This is a genomic window from Paenibacillus baimaensis, from assembly GCF_025567575.1.
Genome location: NZ_JAOQIO010000006.1, coordinates 31,784 through 50,835, shown reverse-complemented (window position 1 = coordinate 50,835; position 19,052 = coordinate 31,784). Strand labels below are relative to the sequence as shown.

Sequence of the window (19,052 nt, the reverse complement as noted above, 5' to 3'; positions counted from 1 at the left end):
ATATAGCTGAATTGGAAAAGGAGCACGAGCATGAACGACAAACCGAAGCTAGGGCTTGGCGGACATTCATTTATCGAGGCATTGGGCAATGATCCTGTGGCATCTTTCGAGGAACAATGCAGCATCGTTGCAGCTTGCCTTGATAATGGTATTGATGTTATCGATACGACCTATTATCAGGAGCGTGTCGCTCTTGGAAAAGTATTGAAGCAGCTCGGACGCCGTAATGAAGCGCATATTCAAGCCTGGAATTTCTTTCAACAGCTCGGCAAGGAGAACGATCTGGTGGGTCCGACGACTTACGAAGCACATCATATCGATGTCATGCTGGAGGAGCTCGGCACCAATTATATCGATACATTAGTCATTCATACACATGATGATGAAGTGAAGCTGAACATGGAGCTGGAGCTGGCAAGTCGTTGGATAGCAGAGGGTACAATCAAGCGGGCTGCGTTGGGTATGCTGCGATTGAAGGACCTCGGGTATGTAAAAAGTGATTCTCCGATTTCTTGCGTGCTCGCTCCCTATAATGCATTCCGTCGCGATGCTGAGGATACATTCCGCAAAGCAAAAACGATGGGGCTCGAGGTTATTGCCATGTCGCCATTTGTTCGCGGCTGGAAACTAGATGAGATCGGTGAGGATAAATTAAAGGCGGCCGATATTCTTCTTCGCTGGGCAGCGCATAGCGAGCTTGTTGATCTCGTGATCGTATCCATGCGTAAGAGCGAATGGGTTGCGACTAACCTCGATACGCTTCAGCGTGGTGCATTAAGTCGGGAGGAAGCAGATCAGCTTGAGAGCTGGGTTCAACGTCTGGGCAAGGACTGACCGCGATCCTGCTCAGGTATCCGAGTGAAGGCGAAAGAAACAGCTTACGAATTGAAAATGTTGTAAAGTAGGACAAAGGGTTGAGCAGAGGCTATTTCTGCTTAACCTTTTTAACTATGATCAATGAAAATGAAATTAATTGCGTTATTGTTCTTGAACATAATGTATGATAGTCTCGTTAAGCAATAATCAATATATATATAATAATAAAGAAGGTAACTGGGATGAGTTTATTCGTACGTGAAACGTTTTTTTACAAAAGATTTGTGCTGTTGACGCTAATGATCGGATTACAAAACATCATCACCCTGGGGGTTAACCTATCGGATAACCTGATGCTTGGCGGCTACAGTGAATCGTCGCTTTCGGGTGTAGCGCTTGCCAATCAGATTCAGTTTTTGCTGCAGATGCTGGTGATGGGAGCGGGCGAGGGCATGGTGATTATGGCATCACGTTATTGGGGTGCCAAGGATATAGGATCAATCAAAAAGGTGATCAGTATCGGAATGCGCCTTGCAGTTCTTTTGAGCGTGGTTATGCTGGCCATCGTCTTTTTCTTTCCCCAAGGCTGTTTGTCGCTTTTTACTAATGATCAGAGTGTTATTTCTGAAGGGATGGCGTATCTCAAAATTATTTGCTTTTCCTACGTGTTTTTCGCAATAACGAATATTCTACTTAGCTCCTTGAGGAGTGTAGAGACGGTCAAGATCGGGTTAATGGTATCGTTATCTACGTTAATTATTAATGTGTGCTTGAATTATGTGTTGATCTACGGTCATTTTGGGTTTCCTGCTCTGGGAGTGAGCGGCTCTGCGATCGCAACATTAATTGCGCGAATTATTGAAACTGTAGTCGTTTGCATGTATATCAAGCGAATCGATACCAAAATTTTATTGAAGCTGAAGGATTTCTTTTCTATCGACCCGGTTTTATTCAAGCAGTATATCAAAATCGGATCACCGATATTGCTTTCGAATGCATTATGGGCAGGTGCGATGGCTATGCAAACAGCTATTTTGGGACATATGGGAGGTCCGGCTATTGCAGCCAACAGCATCGCTACGACCATTTTCCAGCTGATATCGGTAGTCATCTTTGCTTCGGCCAGCGCTTCAGCCATACTGATCGGCAAGACAATCGGCGAAGGGCAGCTGGATAAAGTGAAAGCTTACAGCAAAACCTTGCAAATCCTGTATGTTATTATCGGTTTGGGTACGGGCTTCATATTGTTTGTGACCAAGGATTATGTGATTAATTTGTATGCGATTTCTTATGATGCCAAAGCTCTTGCTCTGCAATTTATGACAGTGCTGTCGATCACCGTAATTGGAACCGCCTATCAGATGCCATCCTTGACGGGTATTGTGAGAAGTGGTGGAGACACGAAATTCGTGCTGTATAATGACTTTATTTTCATGTGGCTGGTTGTGCTTCCGGCTTCGGCACTTTGTGCATTTGTCTTTAACTTGTCTCCAGTGGTGACGTTTATGTTCCTGAAGTGTGATCAGATATTGAAATGCTTTGTGGCCATTGTCAAGGTCAACCGATTTAAATGGATTCGTGTTTTTGACCGTTAACGTTAACGAATAGGATGATAAATAACCGATCGAGATCCAGGCAGTATCCCTGGGTACGATCGGTTTTTTGTTTCCAGAGAATGAAGAAGCTGGGAGGGATCGCTGTATTTTATGAGATGAAAAAGCATCGAGAGTTAACTTTAGTTAATAGTAGGACTCATTTCTATTTGCTAACATGGTCTGTGGTGTAAGGTTTTTCGGAGAATGAACAGACACGAACCAGGGCCAAGTTGGAATCCAAAGGTTGGCGGTTGGATGCAGACATATGGAGGAGAGAAGAATGAAGCAATTAGGGAAGTTCTTACTTTGCTGGATACTCATTTTGGGCGGGTTTCCATTGTTCCCAGGGAATGTGGTGCATGCAGATGGTACGGTCGTTCCGCAAATAGCAGCAGGGTATTACCACAGTGTAGGGCTGATTAGTGATGGGACAGTATGGTCGTGGGGAAGGGGCGACATCGGACAACTGGGTAACGGGGAGACTGTGAGTCGAGCCGTTCCAAGGAAAGCAACGATCTCAGGCGGCGTGAAGTCGATTACCGGAGGGGTACGAAGCAGCTTCGCGGTGTTAAACGACGAGAGTGTGGTGGCTTGGGGTTCCAACAGCAACGGTCAGCTGGGCGATGGTACGACAACAGATCGAACCATTCCTGTACAGGTAACTGGTCTAAGTCATATTAAGGCGGTCTCTGGAGGCGTCGCTTATCATACTCTTGCTCTGGATGGAGATGGCCAAGTATGGGCCTGGGGGAAGAATGATAATGGCGAACTTGGTGATGGGACGACAAGCCAACGGACAAGTCCTGTGCAGGTCAATGGTATAAACCATGTAACAGCCATCGCTGCAGGTGGATATTTCAGTCTTGCTCTTAAAGATGACGGTACGGTTTGGGCGTGGGGATTGAATGATAATGGCCAACTAGGGATAGGTTCGACCGCGCAGCAGATTTCGCCTATACAGGTACCTGGTCTTAGTCATGTGACGGCAGTCGCTGCAGGAGGTAATCATAGCCTTGCACTCGATGCTGATGGGAACATTTGGGCTTGGGGACAGAATAGTTATGGTGCAGTAGGCGATGGGACGAGAACGAATCGAACGATTCCAGTGCAAATAGCAGGTCTAAGCAACATGACGACCATTGCCGGAGGTGGTTTTCATAGTCTCGCTATAACAAACGACGGAAGCGTGTGGACCTGGGGGTATAACAATTATGGTCAACTGGGAGATGGGACGACAACCCAACGTAATTCACCCGTGAAGGTATCTGGTCTAAGCAAGATAAAGGCAATTGCCGGAGGCGGATTTCACAGCTACGCGATGAAAAGCGATGGTACGGTCTGGTCATGGGGCTTTAACGGCAGTGGCGAACTGGGTGACAATACTTCAACGACTCGCTTGTCGCCCGTGCAAAATAAGGCAGTGATGGATGCGACAGCTCCAACCCTAAGCAGCGGAGTGATCTCTGCATCCTCCTTGACTTCCACGAGTGCTGCTTTGAATTGGACGAAAGCAGCGGATAACATGAGTGAGCAGAATGCTCTGCAATATATGGTATACCGCTCTGTGAGCAGCAACATCCAAACGGTAAGCGATATGGAAAGAAAAGGAACGGCACTAGGTACCTATACTGAGGATATAGGAAGATTGGATGTAACGGGATTGCAGCCCGGCACGACCTACTACTTCAACATCATTGTCAAAGATCTCGTAGGTTATAAGAGCGCCTATATGATGCAGACGGTCACTACAAATTCAACCTACACCGTGACCTATAGCGCGAACGGCGGCACAGGAGGAAACGTACCGACTGACAGCAAAGCTTATGCGCAAGGAGTGACGGTAGCCGTATATGGCAACACGGGGAACCTGAGCAGGCCGGGATACACCTTCGCAGGGTGGAACACACGGGCGGATGGAAGTGGAACAGGTTATGTTGCTGACGCGACATTCGGCATGGGTACATCCAATGTTACGCTGTATGCGCAGTGGACGGCCATTCCGATTAACACCTACACCGTGACCTATAGTGCCAACGGTGGAACAGGAGGAAGCGTACCGACCGACAGCAAAGCTTATGAGCAGGGAGTAACGGTTACCGTATATGGCAACACGGGAAACTTAAGCAGACCGGGATACATCTTCGCAGGGTGGAATACACAAGCGGATGGAAGAGGAATGGGTTATGTTGCTAATGCGACATTTGGCATGGGTACGTCCAATGTCATACTTTACGCTATGTGGACGGAAGCAGCGGATACGACCGCACCCACAGTAATCAATTATGCACCCAATAATCATGCAGTCGGGGTGAGGGTTGATGCGAGTTTCGTATTGGCCTTCAGCGAGAACGTAACGGCGGTTGCTGGCAGAAACATCATGATCAAGAAGGTGCTGGACAATAGTCTCGTTGAGACGATTGCTGCAACCGATACATCGAGGGTTAACGTATCGGGGGATACGGTTACGGTCCATCCAGCAGCGAATTTATCCTTTAATACCACATATTACGTGCAAATCGACGAAGGTGCGTTCAAAGACCTAACGGGTAATCGCTTTGCAGGTGTTGACGATGCAGCAGCTTGGAGCTTTACTACAGAGGTAGGACCGGACACAACCACACCCAGCAGTGATGCGACTTTAATCGGTTTGAATATATATGCAGGTACGAATCAGATAGCAGTCAGTCCGGTGCTAACAAGAGGCACGACGGAATATACAGCGAGTTTGACGAATAACATGTCGTCGGTTACTGTGGCCGCGGCGGTTTACGAAAGTCATGCCAGTGTGACGGCGAATGTGTACGACAACGCCAATGCGCTTGTACTTGATAAGGTTAGCCTGACAAGTGGACAGGCAAGTGATCCGTTACCAATGAGCGTGGGCAGCAACCGGATCGAACTGGTTGTAACCGCGCAGGATAGCACGACAAAGAAGTACACGGTGACGGTATTTCGGGCGAGTTCATCGGTTGGAGGCTCGCCAGGAGACTCGTCCGACGGTGGATCATCAGGCGATTCGTCCGATAGTTCATCCAGCACCCCATCTGATGGAATGGAGCAGAGCATGCAGGAAACGCAAACGGGTTTGGGGGTGACTGTGAGTGGTCAGCTTCAGGACCGGATGGCGAAATTCTCGATTACAAAGGAAAAAGGGCAAACCGTAATGACTGTTAAAGTGGATTCGGATAAATTGAAAGCGCAGCTTGACAAAGAGGGAGAACAGCCTGTAGTCGTTATTTCAGTGACACAAATAGTCGACAAGGTTGCTGCAGTACTAACCGGGGACCTGGTGAAAGCTTTGGAGAAGAAGCAGGCTCTACTGGAAGTCCAAACGCCCAATGGGAATTATAAGCTGCCGGCAATGGAAATCCAAATCGATCAATTATCGAAGCAGTTGGGAGAGCAAGTATCGCTAGCTGATATTGAGATCCATCTGGATATAGCCAGGAGCGATAACGACAAGGTCCGACTCATCAATAACACGGCAAATCAAGGGCGATTTACCGTTGTTGTTCCACCTATCGACTTTATGGTCACGGCCTTGTATAACGGTAAATCGATCGAAGTGGGCACGTTTAGTTCCTATGTGGAGCGGGAAATTCCACTGCCGGATAGTGTGAGTGCGAGAGAAATTTCAACTGCCGTGGTATTGGAAGCAGACGGAACGCTCCGTCACGTGCCAACACGTGTTGGGGCTCGCGACGGGAACCGTGTTGCGGTTATTAGCAGCCTGACCAATAGTACCTATTCGCTTATTTGGCATCCGATGACGTTTACGGACCTCGAAGGACATTGGGCGAAAGAGGCAGTGAACAACTTGGCGTCGAGCCTGATCGTGAGTGGAATAGATGGAATCCACTACAGACCGGATGCAGCCATTTCCCGCGCCGAGTTTGCGGCAATTATCATACGGGCACTTGGTTTACCTGAGAATGGAAAAATCACTGCTTTTACGGATCTATTGTCCACAGATTGGTATGTGGGTGCGGTAACCAAAGCGCATGAGTACGGAATCATCGAAGGATACGCAGATGGGACATTCGGTCCGACAAAAACGATCACACGTGAAGAAGCACTGACTATGATCGCTCGCGCAATGAGGATCGTTGGACTTGAAGATAGCGTAAGTGCTGCAGAGACAGAAACCATACTATCCAGATTTGCGGACAACGCAGCGATTGGCGAATGGTCCAAACGAGCGGTTGCTGCAGCCGTGAAGGGTCAATTAGTCACAGGCTCCGAAACCGGATTGATGCCGAAAAACGAAATGACAAGAGCGGAAACGGCGGCAATTATTCAGCGGATGCTGGAAACGGCCAATTTAATCGATAGTAAATTTACCCAATAACCAACTTATCATGGGGCTATTCCTGAGTAGAAGTACTTACACAGGGAAGCTCCTTTTCTTTATTAATCAGGGTTGGATTTTCAATTTTAGAAATAATGAATATAATAAGAGGAAGTATTAAGGTGCAAGCAATCAATCATACGAGGTGAATCATGAAAGCTTATTTAGATCTTCTTAGGGATGTTTTAGATAACGGTGCACAGAAGGGGGATCGTACGGGTACAGGGACGATTTCCGTTTTTGGAAGACAGATGCGAATTAATCTTCAAGAAGGCTTCCCGCTCTTAACGACAAAGAAGCTTCATATCAAATCCATTGTGCATGAACTGTTGTGGTTTTTAAGCGGCAATACGAATATCAAGTATTTACGTGACAATGGTGTGAGGATTTGGGACGAATGGGCTGACGAAGAAGGAAATCTCGGTCGGGTCTATGGTGCTCAGTGGAGAACATGGCTTGGTCCTAATGGACAAGTTGTTGATCAGATTACGAACGTGATTGGGCAAATTAAAAGCAATCCGGATTCGCGTAGACATTTGGTGAGCGCATGGAATCCTGCAGAAGTCGATGGTATGGCTTTGCCGCCCTGCCATTATGCTTTTCAGTTTTATGTTGCGAACGGCAAGCTGTCGTGCATGTTTCAGATGAGATCGATCGACACGTTTTTGGGGCTCCCCTTTAATTTGGCGTCGTACGCACTGCTAACCCATATGATTGCGCAGCAGTGTGATCTGGAAGTCGGGGATTTAATCTGGACGGGCGGCGATACACATATTTACTTGAACCATTTGGAGCAGGTTGAGCTGCAGTTAACTCGAGAGCCGTTCCCGCTGCCAACACTTCATATCAAAAGAAAACCCGATTCGATCTTCGACTATACGTTTGAGGATTTTGAATTTGTCAGCTATCAGGCACATCCGGGGATCAAGGCCATTATCGCAGTTTAAGCTTAGCTGTCAATCGAACAAGGGGGATCATCATGACCATATCCTATATTTTCGCAATGGATGAAGCAAGAGGTTTTGGCAAGGATAACCGGATGCCATGGTATTTACCGGCGGATTTTGCTTATTTCAAAAGAACGACTCTGGAGCATACGATTTTGATGGGACGCAAAACGTTCGAATCGATTGGCAATAAGCCTTTGCCCAAGCGGCACAACGTGATTTTGACCAGAGACGAGGACTACACCGCAGAGGGCTGTGATATTGTCCATTCGGTCGAAGAAGCGTTGGAGCGCTTTGGACACGGCGGGAGCTGGGAAGGCAAGGAGCTGTTCGTCATCGGCGGTGTTGAGGTATTCAAGTTATTCATGCCGGATGTGGACCGAATGTATATCACGGAAATTGCTCATCGCTTTGAAGTCGATACGTACTTTCCTGAGATCAATGAAGCCGAGTGGCGGGAAGTCGCCAGAGAAGCCGGAGTCACAGATGAAAAAAATGTGTACAAGCACGATTATGTCATCTATGAGCGTATCCAACCGGCGGGCGAACGGAGTTGATCATATGAAGAAGCTCTGGGGCAAGCAAGCTGCCGCGGCAGCGATCGCTGTTCTTATGTTGGGCTGGATAGCGCCAGATCCAACAGCCGCGGCTAGCGGTTCTTTACCGCTGCAATCAACCGTTGTTCAGGCAAACGGTAAAAGCTTTACGATACAATGGACGACAATCGATCTGTCGGACCCGCATCTTCGCGTGATGCCGGTAACAGCGGCAGAGGGGATTGGTCATGTGGAAAGCTTCGCAACCATGATCGATCACAGTGGCGCTGTGGCGGCCATTAACGGAACCTTTTTCGATGCGTATGAGCAGGACGAGAGTTTAAGGCATCCGAATGGCTTACTTGTGGAGTCCGGCAGCTTTGTACGGTCGGGTGACAATGTATCGCTCGGTATCCGCACAGATAAGTCAGCGTTGATTCATCGACTGGAGACCGCTCTTACATTCAAAGTCAAGCATAACAAAAGTGTATATACCGTATCGCCATGGGGAACGAACACTTATTATGGTGATGAAGATTTGGATCAGGTGGTCGCGTATACCCGCCATTTTGCCGAGCGGATTGATCGGACGGGCGGGATGAAGGTTATCATCGAAAATGGACGGATCACGAAGATGACCGAGCAATCAGCCGACGTTCCTGAGCAGGGTTATGTGATCTTCGTAGGGCATTCCAGCAATAATGACAAGAACCTGCTGCCGCATCTTCATGAGGGTGATGAGGTGGAGGTCGAAGCGCTCATCGTGGATGGGAACAGCGGAGTCACGGAAAGCTTGCCACAATCGTGGGACACGGCTATGGGTGTGGGACCGAAGCTTGTGACCGATGGACAGGTTGATATCGATTATGCGAGAGATGGCTTCGATGATCCGAGAATTACAAGTACAGCCAATACTCGCAGCTTTGTCGGTGTAGACGGGAATGGCCAACTGCTGATGGGGACACTTTCCGCGGCGACGGTTGCAGATATGGCACAGGCACTTGTCCAGCTCGGTTTAAGAGAGGCAATGAACATGGATGGCGGTGCCAGCTCTGGCTTGTATGTCGAAGGGGCTATGAAGCGTACACCTGGAAGATTGCTGAGTAATGCTCTGATCGTGAAGCGTTATGAGGACCCACAGGTTCAGGTGACCGTGAACGGAAGCTTCGTGCATGAATTTCGTGGCTTCATTAAGAAGGATGTGACGATGGTACCGTTTCGCGGCATTTTTGAACGGATTGGTGCGGACTTCCATTGGAATGAGCAAGAACGGGTGTTGACGTCCAAACGTGGTTCCATCGAGCTCGTGCTCCGGCCGGATGTGCTTGAAGCGACAGTGAATGGCAAGTCTATCCAGCTCGATCAGGCGCCGACTATTGTGGACGGACATATTTATATTCCGCTTCGCTTTGTCGGGGAGACGCTCGGAGCGAAGGTTGGCTGGGATCAGGGGCTGTATCGCGCTACCTTGGATCTGAAGTAAGTGCAAGGAATGCCAATGCTGACAAAAGCCAAGGAATGAATACAGCGATTTTGGTGCATCTTATGGGAGAAGTAACCACTGAAAGGATGTGCCCATAATGACTGAAGTCAATCAGCACCAGATGCCCCTGCGGCATGTAATCGACAATGCGGAGAAGGCAATTCAGGTTGCCAAGGATGCAGAAATGGCGGTACGCCACGCACAGATTGATTCCAATCCGCAGAAGCTGGCTAGCTCTATCGATCAGTTGGAGACGGCAATGCGTACTGTGCAGCAGGCACAAAGCCAGATCCATATGCAGGAAATTGAGCCTAACCAGCAGGTGCTTAAGCAGGTTCAGGAGCAGCTGACGCAAGCCGAGCAAAGTTTGGATGTAGTCCTTGGGAATTCAGAACAGCCCAAGCAGATGCGTTAATCCGCATAGAAGAACGTTGTCAATCTGATCAGGGAGGGTGGCGGTTGATCCTCAGCTGCCGCATCTCATTATGTATCCGCCCGAGAACACCGTCAATTTGGTGGTGTTCTCGGGCTGTTTGACAATCTTTGTCGCGGCCGAAATTATATGTTAACATTATGACTACTTGCTGCATACGTATGGAAGATGTTTTATGCCTAAAGGGGCCGCTCACAAGGGGGCACCGAGAATTGTACTTGATGAGGTGAAGCTATGATAATAATAAAAAGCAAGCAGGAAATAGCTCAAATGAGAGAAGCCGGACTTATACTTGCACGCTGCCATCAGGAGATAGCCAAACGAATCAAGCCGGGAGTGACATCTTGGGAAATCGATCAGTTTGTCGAGAAGTTCCTTCAGGAGAATGGCGCCACACCTGAGCAAAAAGGCTTTCACGGATACGAGTATGCTACCTGCGCATCCGTTAATGATGTCATTTGCCACGGATTTCCCAAAAAAGAGCCCCTCCGTGATGGCGATATCGTCACCATCGATATGGTCGTTAATCTCGATGGATGGTTAGCCGATTCGGCATGGAGCTACAAGGTAGGCAATGTATCCGCAACAGCGGATAAGCTGCTGAGAGTAACCAAGGAAAGCCTGATGCGAGGTATTGAGCAAGCAAGAATCGGCAACCGTATGGGTGATGTGGGATATGCCATCCAATCCTATGCAGAATCCGAGGGCTTCTCGGTTGTGCGTGATTTTGTCGGTCACGGGATCGGGCAATCCATGCATGAAGAACCACAGGTTCCTCATTATGGACATCAGGGCAAAGGGATTCGATTTACGGAGGGTATGGTCATTACGATTGAACCGATGATTAATGAGTTTGCTTACCAATCGAAGACTGATCCCGATGGATGGACAGCGAGAACGTTGGATGGCGGTCTATCTGCTCAGTACGAACACACGATTGCGATTACGAGTGAAGGACCGATTATATTAACACAACTTTAACAGAATAGGCTGTGCTTGAGTCAAAAAAGACCAGAGCACAGCTTCTTTTTTATGTTAAGCTGGAATCAAAAAAGTTGCTGGGTGGAGTGTAAAGATGAAACGCGTGTCATGGCTTCATATATTGGCAGTCTCTTTTCAATTAGGGTTAACCTCGTTCGGTGGCCCCGCGGCGCATCTTGGTTATTTTCATGAGAAATACGTGAAACGCAAGCAGTGGATTGATGAGGGAAGCTATGCCGATTTGGTTGCTCTATGTCAATTTCTTCCTGGTCCGGCGAGCAGCAAGGTTGGCATCGGGATCGGCTTTATGCGCGGCGGGGTCATAGGGGCTATTATGGCATGGATCGGGTTTACACTGCCTTCAGCCGTGGTGCTCGCCCTCTTTGCCTATTGGTCTCAGGGCTGGGATGCGTCGAGTACAGGCTGGCTCCATGGACTTAAGCTGGCGGCTGTAGCCATCGTGGCGCAGGCCGTATGGGGAATGGGTAAAAGTCTGGCGCCAGACCGCGGAAGAGCAACGATAGCCATACTGACAACTGCAATAGCACTACTTTTTCCATCTACCTATACTCAGTTAATTGTCATTATAGCGGCAGGTGTAGTTGGTCTTATGATCTACAAGCAGAGCAGCACGGTAATGGAAAAGCCTGTGCAGGCTGTATCTCCTGCGTATCGGAGGCTTGCTATCGGCTCGTTGATTGCATTCGTCGCTTTGTTATTCCTGCTCCCCATGCTGCGAAGTTTGACCCCTAACATATGGGTGGCGATGATCGATAGCTTTTACCGTACAGGTGCACTTGTCTTTGGAGGTGGCCATGTGGTGCTGCCATTGCTGGAGCAGGAGATAATGCCGACGGGCTGGTTGAGTAAGGAACAGTTTCTAGCGGGTTATGGAGCAGCGCAAGCAGTCCCAGGTCCTTTGTTTACGTTCGCCTCCTATTTGGGCTTTATGATCCATGGCTGGGTCGGTGCGGTAGTTGCGACGATAGCCATTTTCCTTCCCGCCTTTTTGCTGGTGCTAGGGGCTTTGCCCTTCTGGAACAAGCTGCGCAAACAGCCTCAAACCCGAGGTGCGCTAACTGCTATTAACGCAGCTGTTGTCGGAATACTGCTCGCTGCTCTTTACGATCCGGTATGGGTGAGTACAGTGCGAACACCTGGTGACTTTGTGATGGTACTTGCTCTGTTCGGAGCTCTGCTATTCTGGAAGCTGCCATCATGGTGCATGGTGATTTTGTCAATTGGCGGCGGGATGCTGCTTGCGGTTTTCAATAGCTAACCAAATAAAATGAACAAAATGGTCTTAAAATGCAACCTTTTTCAGTAATTAAGGGTATATATGTTTAAGGATATATATGATGATATCCGGTATACTGATTGGAACGGAGCTTACATATGAAAAAGAAAATATGGATTATAGCTTGTCTGTGTGTGATTTTGCTAGCGGGTGTTACGGGCCTATATACGTATTCTATTTATAGTCAGGCGGAAAAAGCATTAGATAAAATGAGCGCACCTGTACCTGTCGTTGTGCCGATCAAGGAGTCAGCCAAGGTCAAGCCGCTTACCCTGCTGCTGATGGGAATTGACTACCGACCTGAATCCGCTAGCCTGAATTCGGATGTGATCATGGTGGTCACGTTGAATCCAGATAAAAAGTCGGCGACCCTCGTATCGCTGCCGCGCGATCTTCAGCTGGACCCGGAGGGTCTGGAAGCACGTAAAGCGAACTATTATTATCCTCATTTTATGCTGAAGGACAAGGAAACGGCGTTTGCCAATACAAAGCAAATCTTCAGTGACTTGTTGGGCATCCCGATCGATTATGCGGTGACGGTTGATTTTGACGGCTTCCGTAAGGTAGTTGATTTGATGGGTGGATTGACGATCGACGTCGATATGAATATGCGTTATGTGGATGATGAGGATGGAACCGATATTAATTTGAAAAAAGGGACGGCTTTGCTGAATGGCAAGCAGGTGCTCGACTTTGTCAGATACCGCAAGTCCAACCGTAATACAGAGGAATCGAGCGATCTGGAGCGGAATCAACGTCAACAGCAGGTGCTGAACGAGCTGCTCACTTCTCTGAAAAGTGTGGATGGCGTCACCAAGCTGGGTTCTATTATTGGCACGCTGGGTGATCACATTCGAACGGATGTGCCAGCTTCGCAGCTCCGTGATTTATTAAGCACTTATTATGATATTTCACCTGAAAAGGTGGAGTACATCCCATTGGACGGAGAGTGGGTCAGTCCGTATATCGTAGTGTCGGATGAGGTGATCAATAAAGCACGTTTTGCACTGAAGCTGCAGCTGAATGGAGGCGTAATGCCGGAGTCAGATGTGGATTCGGAGTCTATTATCGATTTTGGGAAGAACACTGAAAGTGCGGGCGTGGGAACAAGTACAGGAGCTGATGGGACATTACCTGGAAGAACTAATGAAGATCGAACCGGCACGCAGGGAGCAGTGGGATCAGGTAAGGGTACAGGTACGAGTGCAGGCACAGGGAAGACTGGCAGTGGTGGTACCAGCACAAGTCCACAAAGCAGCAAGCCAACGAGCGGTACGACTGTAAGTCCGAAGCCGCCTGTAAATAGTGACAAAAATACGATCAGTAAGTCTACATATGAGGGCCGGACAGGTGAATGAGCTGATAAAACGATTAGTATCATAACAGGATGGACATATAAGGATGGTACCTTAAAGGTGTGAGACTGAACGAATCGATCTGAATAAATTTTGTTGCATTGGAAAAAATATCCCTTAGACCTTAAGGAGGGATACATATGCCCAATCAAAAAATCGATATTGAAACAGATGGAGATCCGGAAACCATCTATGAAGACACAGATGCACATGAACGAACAGGGTTTATGGTCGAAGATACGAAGCAAATTCGTGATGAGAATGCCAATGAAGTAGAATATTGAGACCGTTAGCTTATCGGTAAACACGCCTCCAAGCACATTGGTGGCGTGTTTGCTTGCGTACAAATACTTCCGCAGGTTTGACGATAAAAAAGGGGCCCCTTATTTAAGGAGTCCCCGCATGAATACAACGTATTTTGTAACCTGATTTCCGTTAGTTTCAAGCCAGCTTTAATCGAATATAAAATACAAGCTCGCCGTCCTTTTGCTCGACACCGATGGAACCTTCATGCGCTTCAACGATACTTTTGGCTATAGCCAGCCCCAAACCGGAACCTCCTGTGTCCGAGGAACGCGAGGCATCGACTCTGAAAAATCGTTCGAATAGCTGCTCCAGCTCCTGCTCGGTCAGTTCGTCGGCTTTGTTGCCAATCCGAACGATGCCGTAGCGCTGCTCCTTGATCATACTGACCGTGATGACCCCGGGCTTGGGACTATACTTCAGCGCGTTGCCCAGCAGATTTTCGAATACACGGATCATCTGATCGACATCGATGCTGACAAATAATTTTTCCTTGGGGATATGGCGCGAGAGGATAACCTGCTGTTCCTCGGCTGGTGTCACGAATTCCTCCAGCAACTGCTCCAGCAGATCATTGAGCGCGATGCCTTCTTTATTTAACGGGATATCCTGATGGGTCAGCTTCGTATACATAAATAGATCGTTAATGAGGGAATTGAGCTTCTCCGATTTATTGTAAGCGATGCTGAGGTAAGTCCGAGCTTGCTGCTCCGTCTCATAATTACGGTCATTTAACAGTCGGAGATAACCGATAATAAGCGTAAGCGGTGTGCGCAGGTCATGAGAGACGTTGGTCACGAGCTCGTTTTTCAAACGCTCAGCCCGGCGCTCCTCTTCGATTTTCAGCTGCAGCTTCTCAGCCATCAGGTTCATATTTTTGGCAAGCGAGCCCAGCTCATCGTCACTTCGCTCCGGCACCCGGGAGTTCAGATTGCCCGTTGCAATTGTAATGAGCCCTCCGGCGAGCTCCTCAATATAACGCATTTTTTTCTGGGTCACAAAGTAGAAGAGCACGATAAATAGGATAAACGCACCAACCATGGGAAAAGGACTTTCTCCGCGTTTGTAGCTGATATTCGGCTCAGGAATGCCGCTCACATACAGATAGGCGGGTTTCGTCTTATAAGTGACCGGATACAGGCTTGAAGCCTCCTGCCGCCGCGTCAAATTTTGCTGTCTGCGAGTGTCCATCGAGCTGCGGATCGTTTTATGAATATCGATGCTGGTTTCAGCCGTGTTCGGGCTTTTATATATGACCGTACCAGACAGGTCGGTAACCATAATTTTATAACGATTACTTGAACTTTCACGCTGTACCTGCTCCGTAAATTCCTGTTCGCGCTGCTTTTCAATCAGGGCCTGTGCTTCGGGACTTTGTTTCTCGGTCTCATTATAGTGGTGGTAGTCATCGCTTAATATGCGAGCCATATTCTCGGCAGCATTATCGATACGCTGCACCCCGGATTCATAGTCAATCACAGGCTCCTGCTTGATGCCGCCGAATATGGCAGAGCTTAAGGAGTAGAAGATCAGCGAAGCAGCCAGACAGAAGGCAAAGGTGACCATCAACTGGAGACGCAGGCTGCGACCGACTTGTCCACTCAGCATACGAAACAGGTCCATAGCGAACAGGATCAAGCCGCGCAGTAGATTAAACGGGAACCAGGTAAAGGGAAAGCGGTTCAAACGAGACTGAGGATGGATATCCGAATATTTACTCAACTTTGTAGCCAACCCCCCAGATGGTTTTAATATATTTGGGCTTGCGCGGATTGGATTCCATTTTCTCGCGAATTTTGCGGATATGAACCATGACCGTGTTGTCGGAATCAAAATAGGCTTCCTGCCAGACCGCTTCATAAATTTTTTCGATACTCCACACGATGCCGCGGTGGCGGGCGAGCAGTTCCAATATGGCAAATTCACGAGGTGTCAGCTTAATGCTCCGTCCATCCAACTTGACTTCGTGAGTCTGTGTGTTGATAAGCAGCTCATCGACCTCGATTTCATGCTCTTTGTTTACAAGAGGGATATTGAGCCGGGTGTAGCGACGCAGCTGTGATTTGATTCGGGCGATCAACTCTAGTGGGTTGAACGGCTTGGAGAGATAGTCGTCAGCGCCGCTGCTGAGTCCAATAATTTTGTCCATATCCTCTCCTTTGGCAGAGAGCATAATAATGGGCATGTTTTGCTGTTCACGGATTTTGAGACAAGCCTCTATCCCGTTCATTCGGGGCATCATAATGTCGAGCACGATCAAATCCACCTCTTCTTTTTGCAAAATATGTAGTGCGGCTTCTCCATCGGATGCGCGCAGCAATAGATAGCCTTCGTTCTTTAAATAAATTTCCAGCAGATCGATAATTTCCTTCTCATCGTCGACAATAAGTATTGTTTTGGGAGCTGCGATATGGGCTTCCTCCTCCTGACTATCCTGTGTATAGCCTCATTATAATCGGTAGTTCTTAATTAAATGGCAGGGTATATCTTAACAATTTCTTAAGCCGGAAATAACAAGAAGGCCCGCTGAGGAAGTCTCAACAGGCTGCATACAAATAAGTGATAAGAATAAGTACAAGTAAGATAAGCCAGATTGATGATCGGTGAGCAGCAGGTGCAACGGCTGTTTAGGTTAGCAATTCCCTTAGGAATTCTGTTGAATAAAGAGCGGAGCGACCGTGGTGTTCTGTAGATAGCGGTGCGGTGCCTTTGTTTCCGGAATTTTACCGCTAAATGTCTTATAAAATAAATCTGGAAACGACAGCAATCGGAAGAATACTTCGGTCGCGCAGCGGGACTTATTCACCAGAATTGCCCTATTTTTTTAGGAACACGATCGTATACTGAATCGCTTCCAGCACCTGCTGGACAAAAGCGACGTTTTCTTTTTCCCATTCATCGGGGTCATCAAGATAGTGCTCCTCCAGAAACTGCTCCAGCTGCTTGGCAGCTTCTTTAAGCTGTGCATCTCCTGCAGCAGGCTTGCCTCTGAGCACCTGAATGGCCAATCGCATCGATTTGCAGGCGTTTTTCACAGAAGGGTATTCATCCCGCTCCCAGGCCTCAGGCTCATCCATCTCATAATAGGGAATCCATTTCTCAATCAGGCTTGCGGCCTGTTTATTGTCCATTGAATTCAAAGCATGTGCCCTCTTTCATTATATCGTCAATATGCTGTCATTAAATGTACCATTAATGTCCCGAATATCCAAGAGCCTGGTTCGGCAACTCATAAGTCTGAGCCAAGTAAAAAGGATACGGCAGCTGCGCCATATCCTTGAAGATGAAGCTAGAGCAGCTCCACTATGATGGGAAGATGAATCGTCCAGACTGCTGGTATCGACGACGATTCATCTCCAATTATTTGTTTAACATTACAGGGATTGAATACATTGGTAGGTAATGATGAGAACGAACGTGAGGAGTGTAGCTCCAGTGGCATAAGTGAAGCGTCGGTGGGAAAGTGTCGTCATAATTAGTTCTCTCCTTTATGATGAGTTAGCGTAGTAACAGGTAGTTGATGACTATCGTGTACGCCTCTGTTTATATTTTATAATATCATAATTGTTTGTAGTGTTAAAATTTTGTGAAGTGAAGGCTGATATCGACGTGTGAAGCGGCTCAACGCTTCATTTTTTTTAGTTGCTCCAGCACATAAAAGGTACCTCGCCAATGAATGCCGCCCTGCCGCAGCGTTAGCCATACGGAACGTGTGACGATATAGCTGAGCAAACATACGGTAGCGGGGAACACGAGCAGCTCCTTGCCGATCTTGCCAATCAACGATTGAATCAGCAGGCTGTAAACGGATAACATCAGTACAATGGAAAGTACATAACTCCAGAACACCCAGCCGTCCAGCACGAAGATCGCGACAAAAGGGAAGAAAAACAACAGCAATTGTCCAATCACGCCAGCGGCAGCAGGCAGCACGCGATATTGAAAACCGGAAAAAATATTTTTCTCCAGTCCTTGCACAGCCTCACGCAGACTCTTGTACCATTCCACCGCTAACTGCGTCCGACCTGAGGCCAGCCGCTGGCGCAGACCTGCTTGCTTAACCCGCATGCCAAGCTGCAAATCATCGTCAGGGCGAAATGCGAACGCCTGGTGGGTGCCGATCCTATCATACGCCTGCCGGGTAATCATATTGAAAGCACCGACGCCCATCCCATGCTTGTGCTGACTGTCGATGTTGGCGCGCCAAGGTCGGATATATAAAGATAAGGCAAAGAAGAAATATTGCACGAACGCGCTCAGCCAAAAGCTGTTAACAACGATCTTGGGTGTCAATGTCAGATGGTCAGCTTCGGTTTCCTTCATATAGTGCACCGCATCGGCAAGAGCGTGCGGCTGAAACAGCACATCCGCATCAGTAAATAAAATAACTTGTCCGCGCGCCTGCAGGAAGCCTTGATACAGCGCGTGGTTTTTGCCAAGCCAGCCAGCGGGGAGTGTTGTAACATGGATGATGGTCAACGGTACCTCTACCTGCCGTTTGCCTTGTGACCATTTGCGCAGCTCCTCCAGCTTGTGACCAGTGCCGTCTTGCGAACGGTCATTAACCGCTATGATTTCGAACCTAGGATACGTTTGATTAAGCAAATGCTTAACGGTTTCGGTGATCGAGGCCTCTTCTTCCTTGGCAGCTATGATGACAGATACGAGTGGGAGCTCTTTCGCTGTAGTACCGCGTGGCTGCGCCAGGCCTGCGGATGCGAAGGATTCCGTGGAAGCGGAGCCTCCCGGCTTGGGACTTGCAGGCAGCTGCCGCATCAGCTTGCGTGCCCACAGCGTATCACCAAGCATCATGATCCAGTAACCGAGCGTCAGGATGACCAGCAGCTTGAAAATGAACATGGATGATCCCTCCCATGAAGCGCTTTTTTTAGCATTATAGCATTGGCAGCCCGCATTGAACAAATGGATCAGAGCCATCTCATAATTTTTGTGCTACA

15 protein-coding genes are annotated in these 19,052 nt (G+C 48.2%); 11 read left to right on the top strand and 4 right to left on the bottom strand.

The features are described from left to right. Nucleotides 1-30 precede the first annotated feature (30 nt). The 11 genes from OB236_RS01390 (at nt 31) to OB236_RS01340 (ending at nt 14,075) form a co-directional block, all read left to right on the top strand. Complete coding sequence (locus OB236_RS01390; RefSeq protein WP_262682289.1) at nt 31-834, top strand: aldo/keto reductase; 804 nt, start codon at nt 31-33, stop codon at nt 832-834. Between the two features lie 224 nt (nt 835-1,058). Further along, nucleotides 1,059-2,411 carry an MATE family efflux transporter gene (locus OB236_RS01385; protein ID WP_262682287.1) on the top strand — a complete coding sequence of 451 codons (1,353 nt, stop codon included), beginning with the start codon at nt 1,059-1,061 and terminating at the stop codon, nt 2,409-2,411. A 280-nt stretch (nt 2,412-2,691) separates the two neighbouring features. After that, nucleotides 2,692-6,759 (top strand): RCC1 domain-containing protein, encoded by a 4,068-nt coding sequence (locus tag OB236_RS01380; RefSeq protein ID WP_262682286.1) that lies wholly within the window; start codon nt 2,692-2,694, stop codon nt 6,757-6,759. 152 nt (nt 6,760-6,911) lie between these two features. Next, entirely contained in the window at nt 6,912-7,706 is a 795-nt protein-coding gene (thyA, locus tag OB236_RS01375; protein WP_262682285.1) for a thymidylate synthase, read from the top strand. Nucleotides 7,707-7,738: 32 nt separating this feature from the next. Further along, nucleotides 7,739-8,263 carry a dihydrofolate reductase gene (locus OB236_RS01370; RefSeq protein WP_262682284.1) on the top strand — a complete coding sequence of 175 codons (525 nt, stop codon included), beginning with the start codon at nt 7,739-7,741 and terminating at the stop codon, nt 8,261-8,263. Between the two features lie 4 nt (nt 8,264-8,267). Then, nucleotides 8,268-9,725 carry a stalk domain-containing protein gene (locus OB236_RS01365; protein WP_262682283.1) on the top strand — a complete coding sequence of 486 codons (1,458 nt, stop codon included), beginning with the start codon at nt 8,268-8,270 and terminating at the stop codon, nt 9,723-9,725. A gap of 97 nt (nt 9,726-9,822) precedes the next feature. Further along, nucleotides 9,823-10,140 (top strand): hypothetical protein, encoded by a 318-nt coding sequence (locus tag OB236_RS01360; RefSeq protein ID WP_076229797.1) that lies wholly within the window; start codon nt 9,823-9,825, stop codon nt 10,138-10,140. Between the two features lie 252 nt (nt 10,141-10,392). Then, complete coding sequence (map, locus tag OB236_RS01355) at nt 10,393-11,139, top strand: type I methionyl aminopeptidase (RefSeq protein WP_262682281.1); 747 nt, start codon at nt 10,393-10,395, stop codon at nt 11,137-11,139. A 94-nt stretch (nt 11,140-11,233) separates the two neighbouring features. Then, on the top strand, nt 11,234-12,418 hold the full coding sequence (locus OB236_RS01350; protein WP_262682279.1) for a chromate transporter: 1,185 nt from the start codon (nt 11,234-11,236) through the stop codon (nt 12,416-12,418). 116 nt (nt 12,419-12,534) lie between these two features. Continuing rightward, entirely contained in the window at nt 12,535-13,794 is a 1,260-nt protein-coding gene (locus tag OB236_RS01345) for an LCP family protein (protein ID WP_262682276.1), read from the top strand. Nucleotides 13,795-13,931: 137 nt separating this feature from the next. Further along, entirely contained in the window at nt 13,932-14,075 is a 144-nt protein-coding gene (locus OB236_RS01340) for a hypothetical protein (protein WP_262682275.1), read from the top strand. A 157-nt stretch (nt 14,076-14,232) separates the two neighbouring features. On the opposite strand, the gene OB236_RS01335 is transcribed toward OB236_RS01340, so the two are convergent. The 4 genes from OB236_RS01335 to OB236_RS01320 form a co-directional block, all read right to left on the bottom strand. Further along, nucleotides 14,233-15,816: a sensor histidine kinase gene (locus OB236_RS01335; protein ID WP_262682273.1), complete on the bottom strand. Its 1,584-nt coding sequence runs from the start codon at nt 15,814-15,816 to the stop codon at nt 14,233-14,235. Continuing rightward, nucleotides 15,809-16,504 carry a response regulator transcription factor gene (locus OB236_RS01330; RefSeq protein ID WP_262682379.1) on the bottom strand — a complete coding sequence of 232 codons (696 nt, stop codon included), beginning with the start codon at nt 16,502-16,504 and terminating at the stop codon, nt 15,809-15,811. The genes OB236_RS01335 and OB236_RS01330 overlap by 8 nt, the downstream gene beginning before the upstream one ends. A 406-nt stretch (nt 16,505-16,910) precedes the next feature. Then, the gene (locus OB236_RS01325; RefSeq protein WP_262682272.1) at nt 16,911-17,234 is read right to left on the bottom strand and encodes a hypothetical protein; all 324 of its coding nucleotides are present in this window, start codon (nt 17,232-17,234) and stop codon (nt 16,911-16,913) included. Nucleotides 17,235-17,715: 481 nt separating this feature from the next. Next, complete coding sequence (locus OB236_RS01320) at nt 17,716-18,954, bottom strand: glycosyltransferase (protein ID WP_262682270.1); 1,239 nt, start codon at nt 18,952-18,954, stop codon at nt 17,716-17,718. Nucleotides 18,955-19,052: the final 98 nt, after the last annotated feature.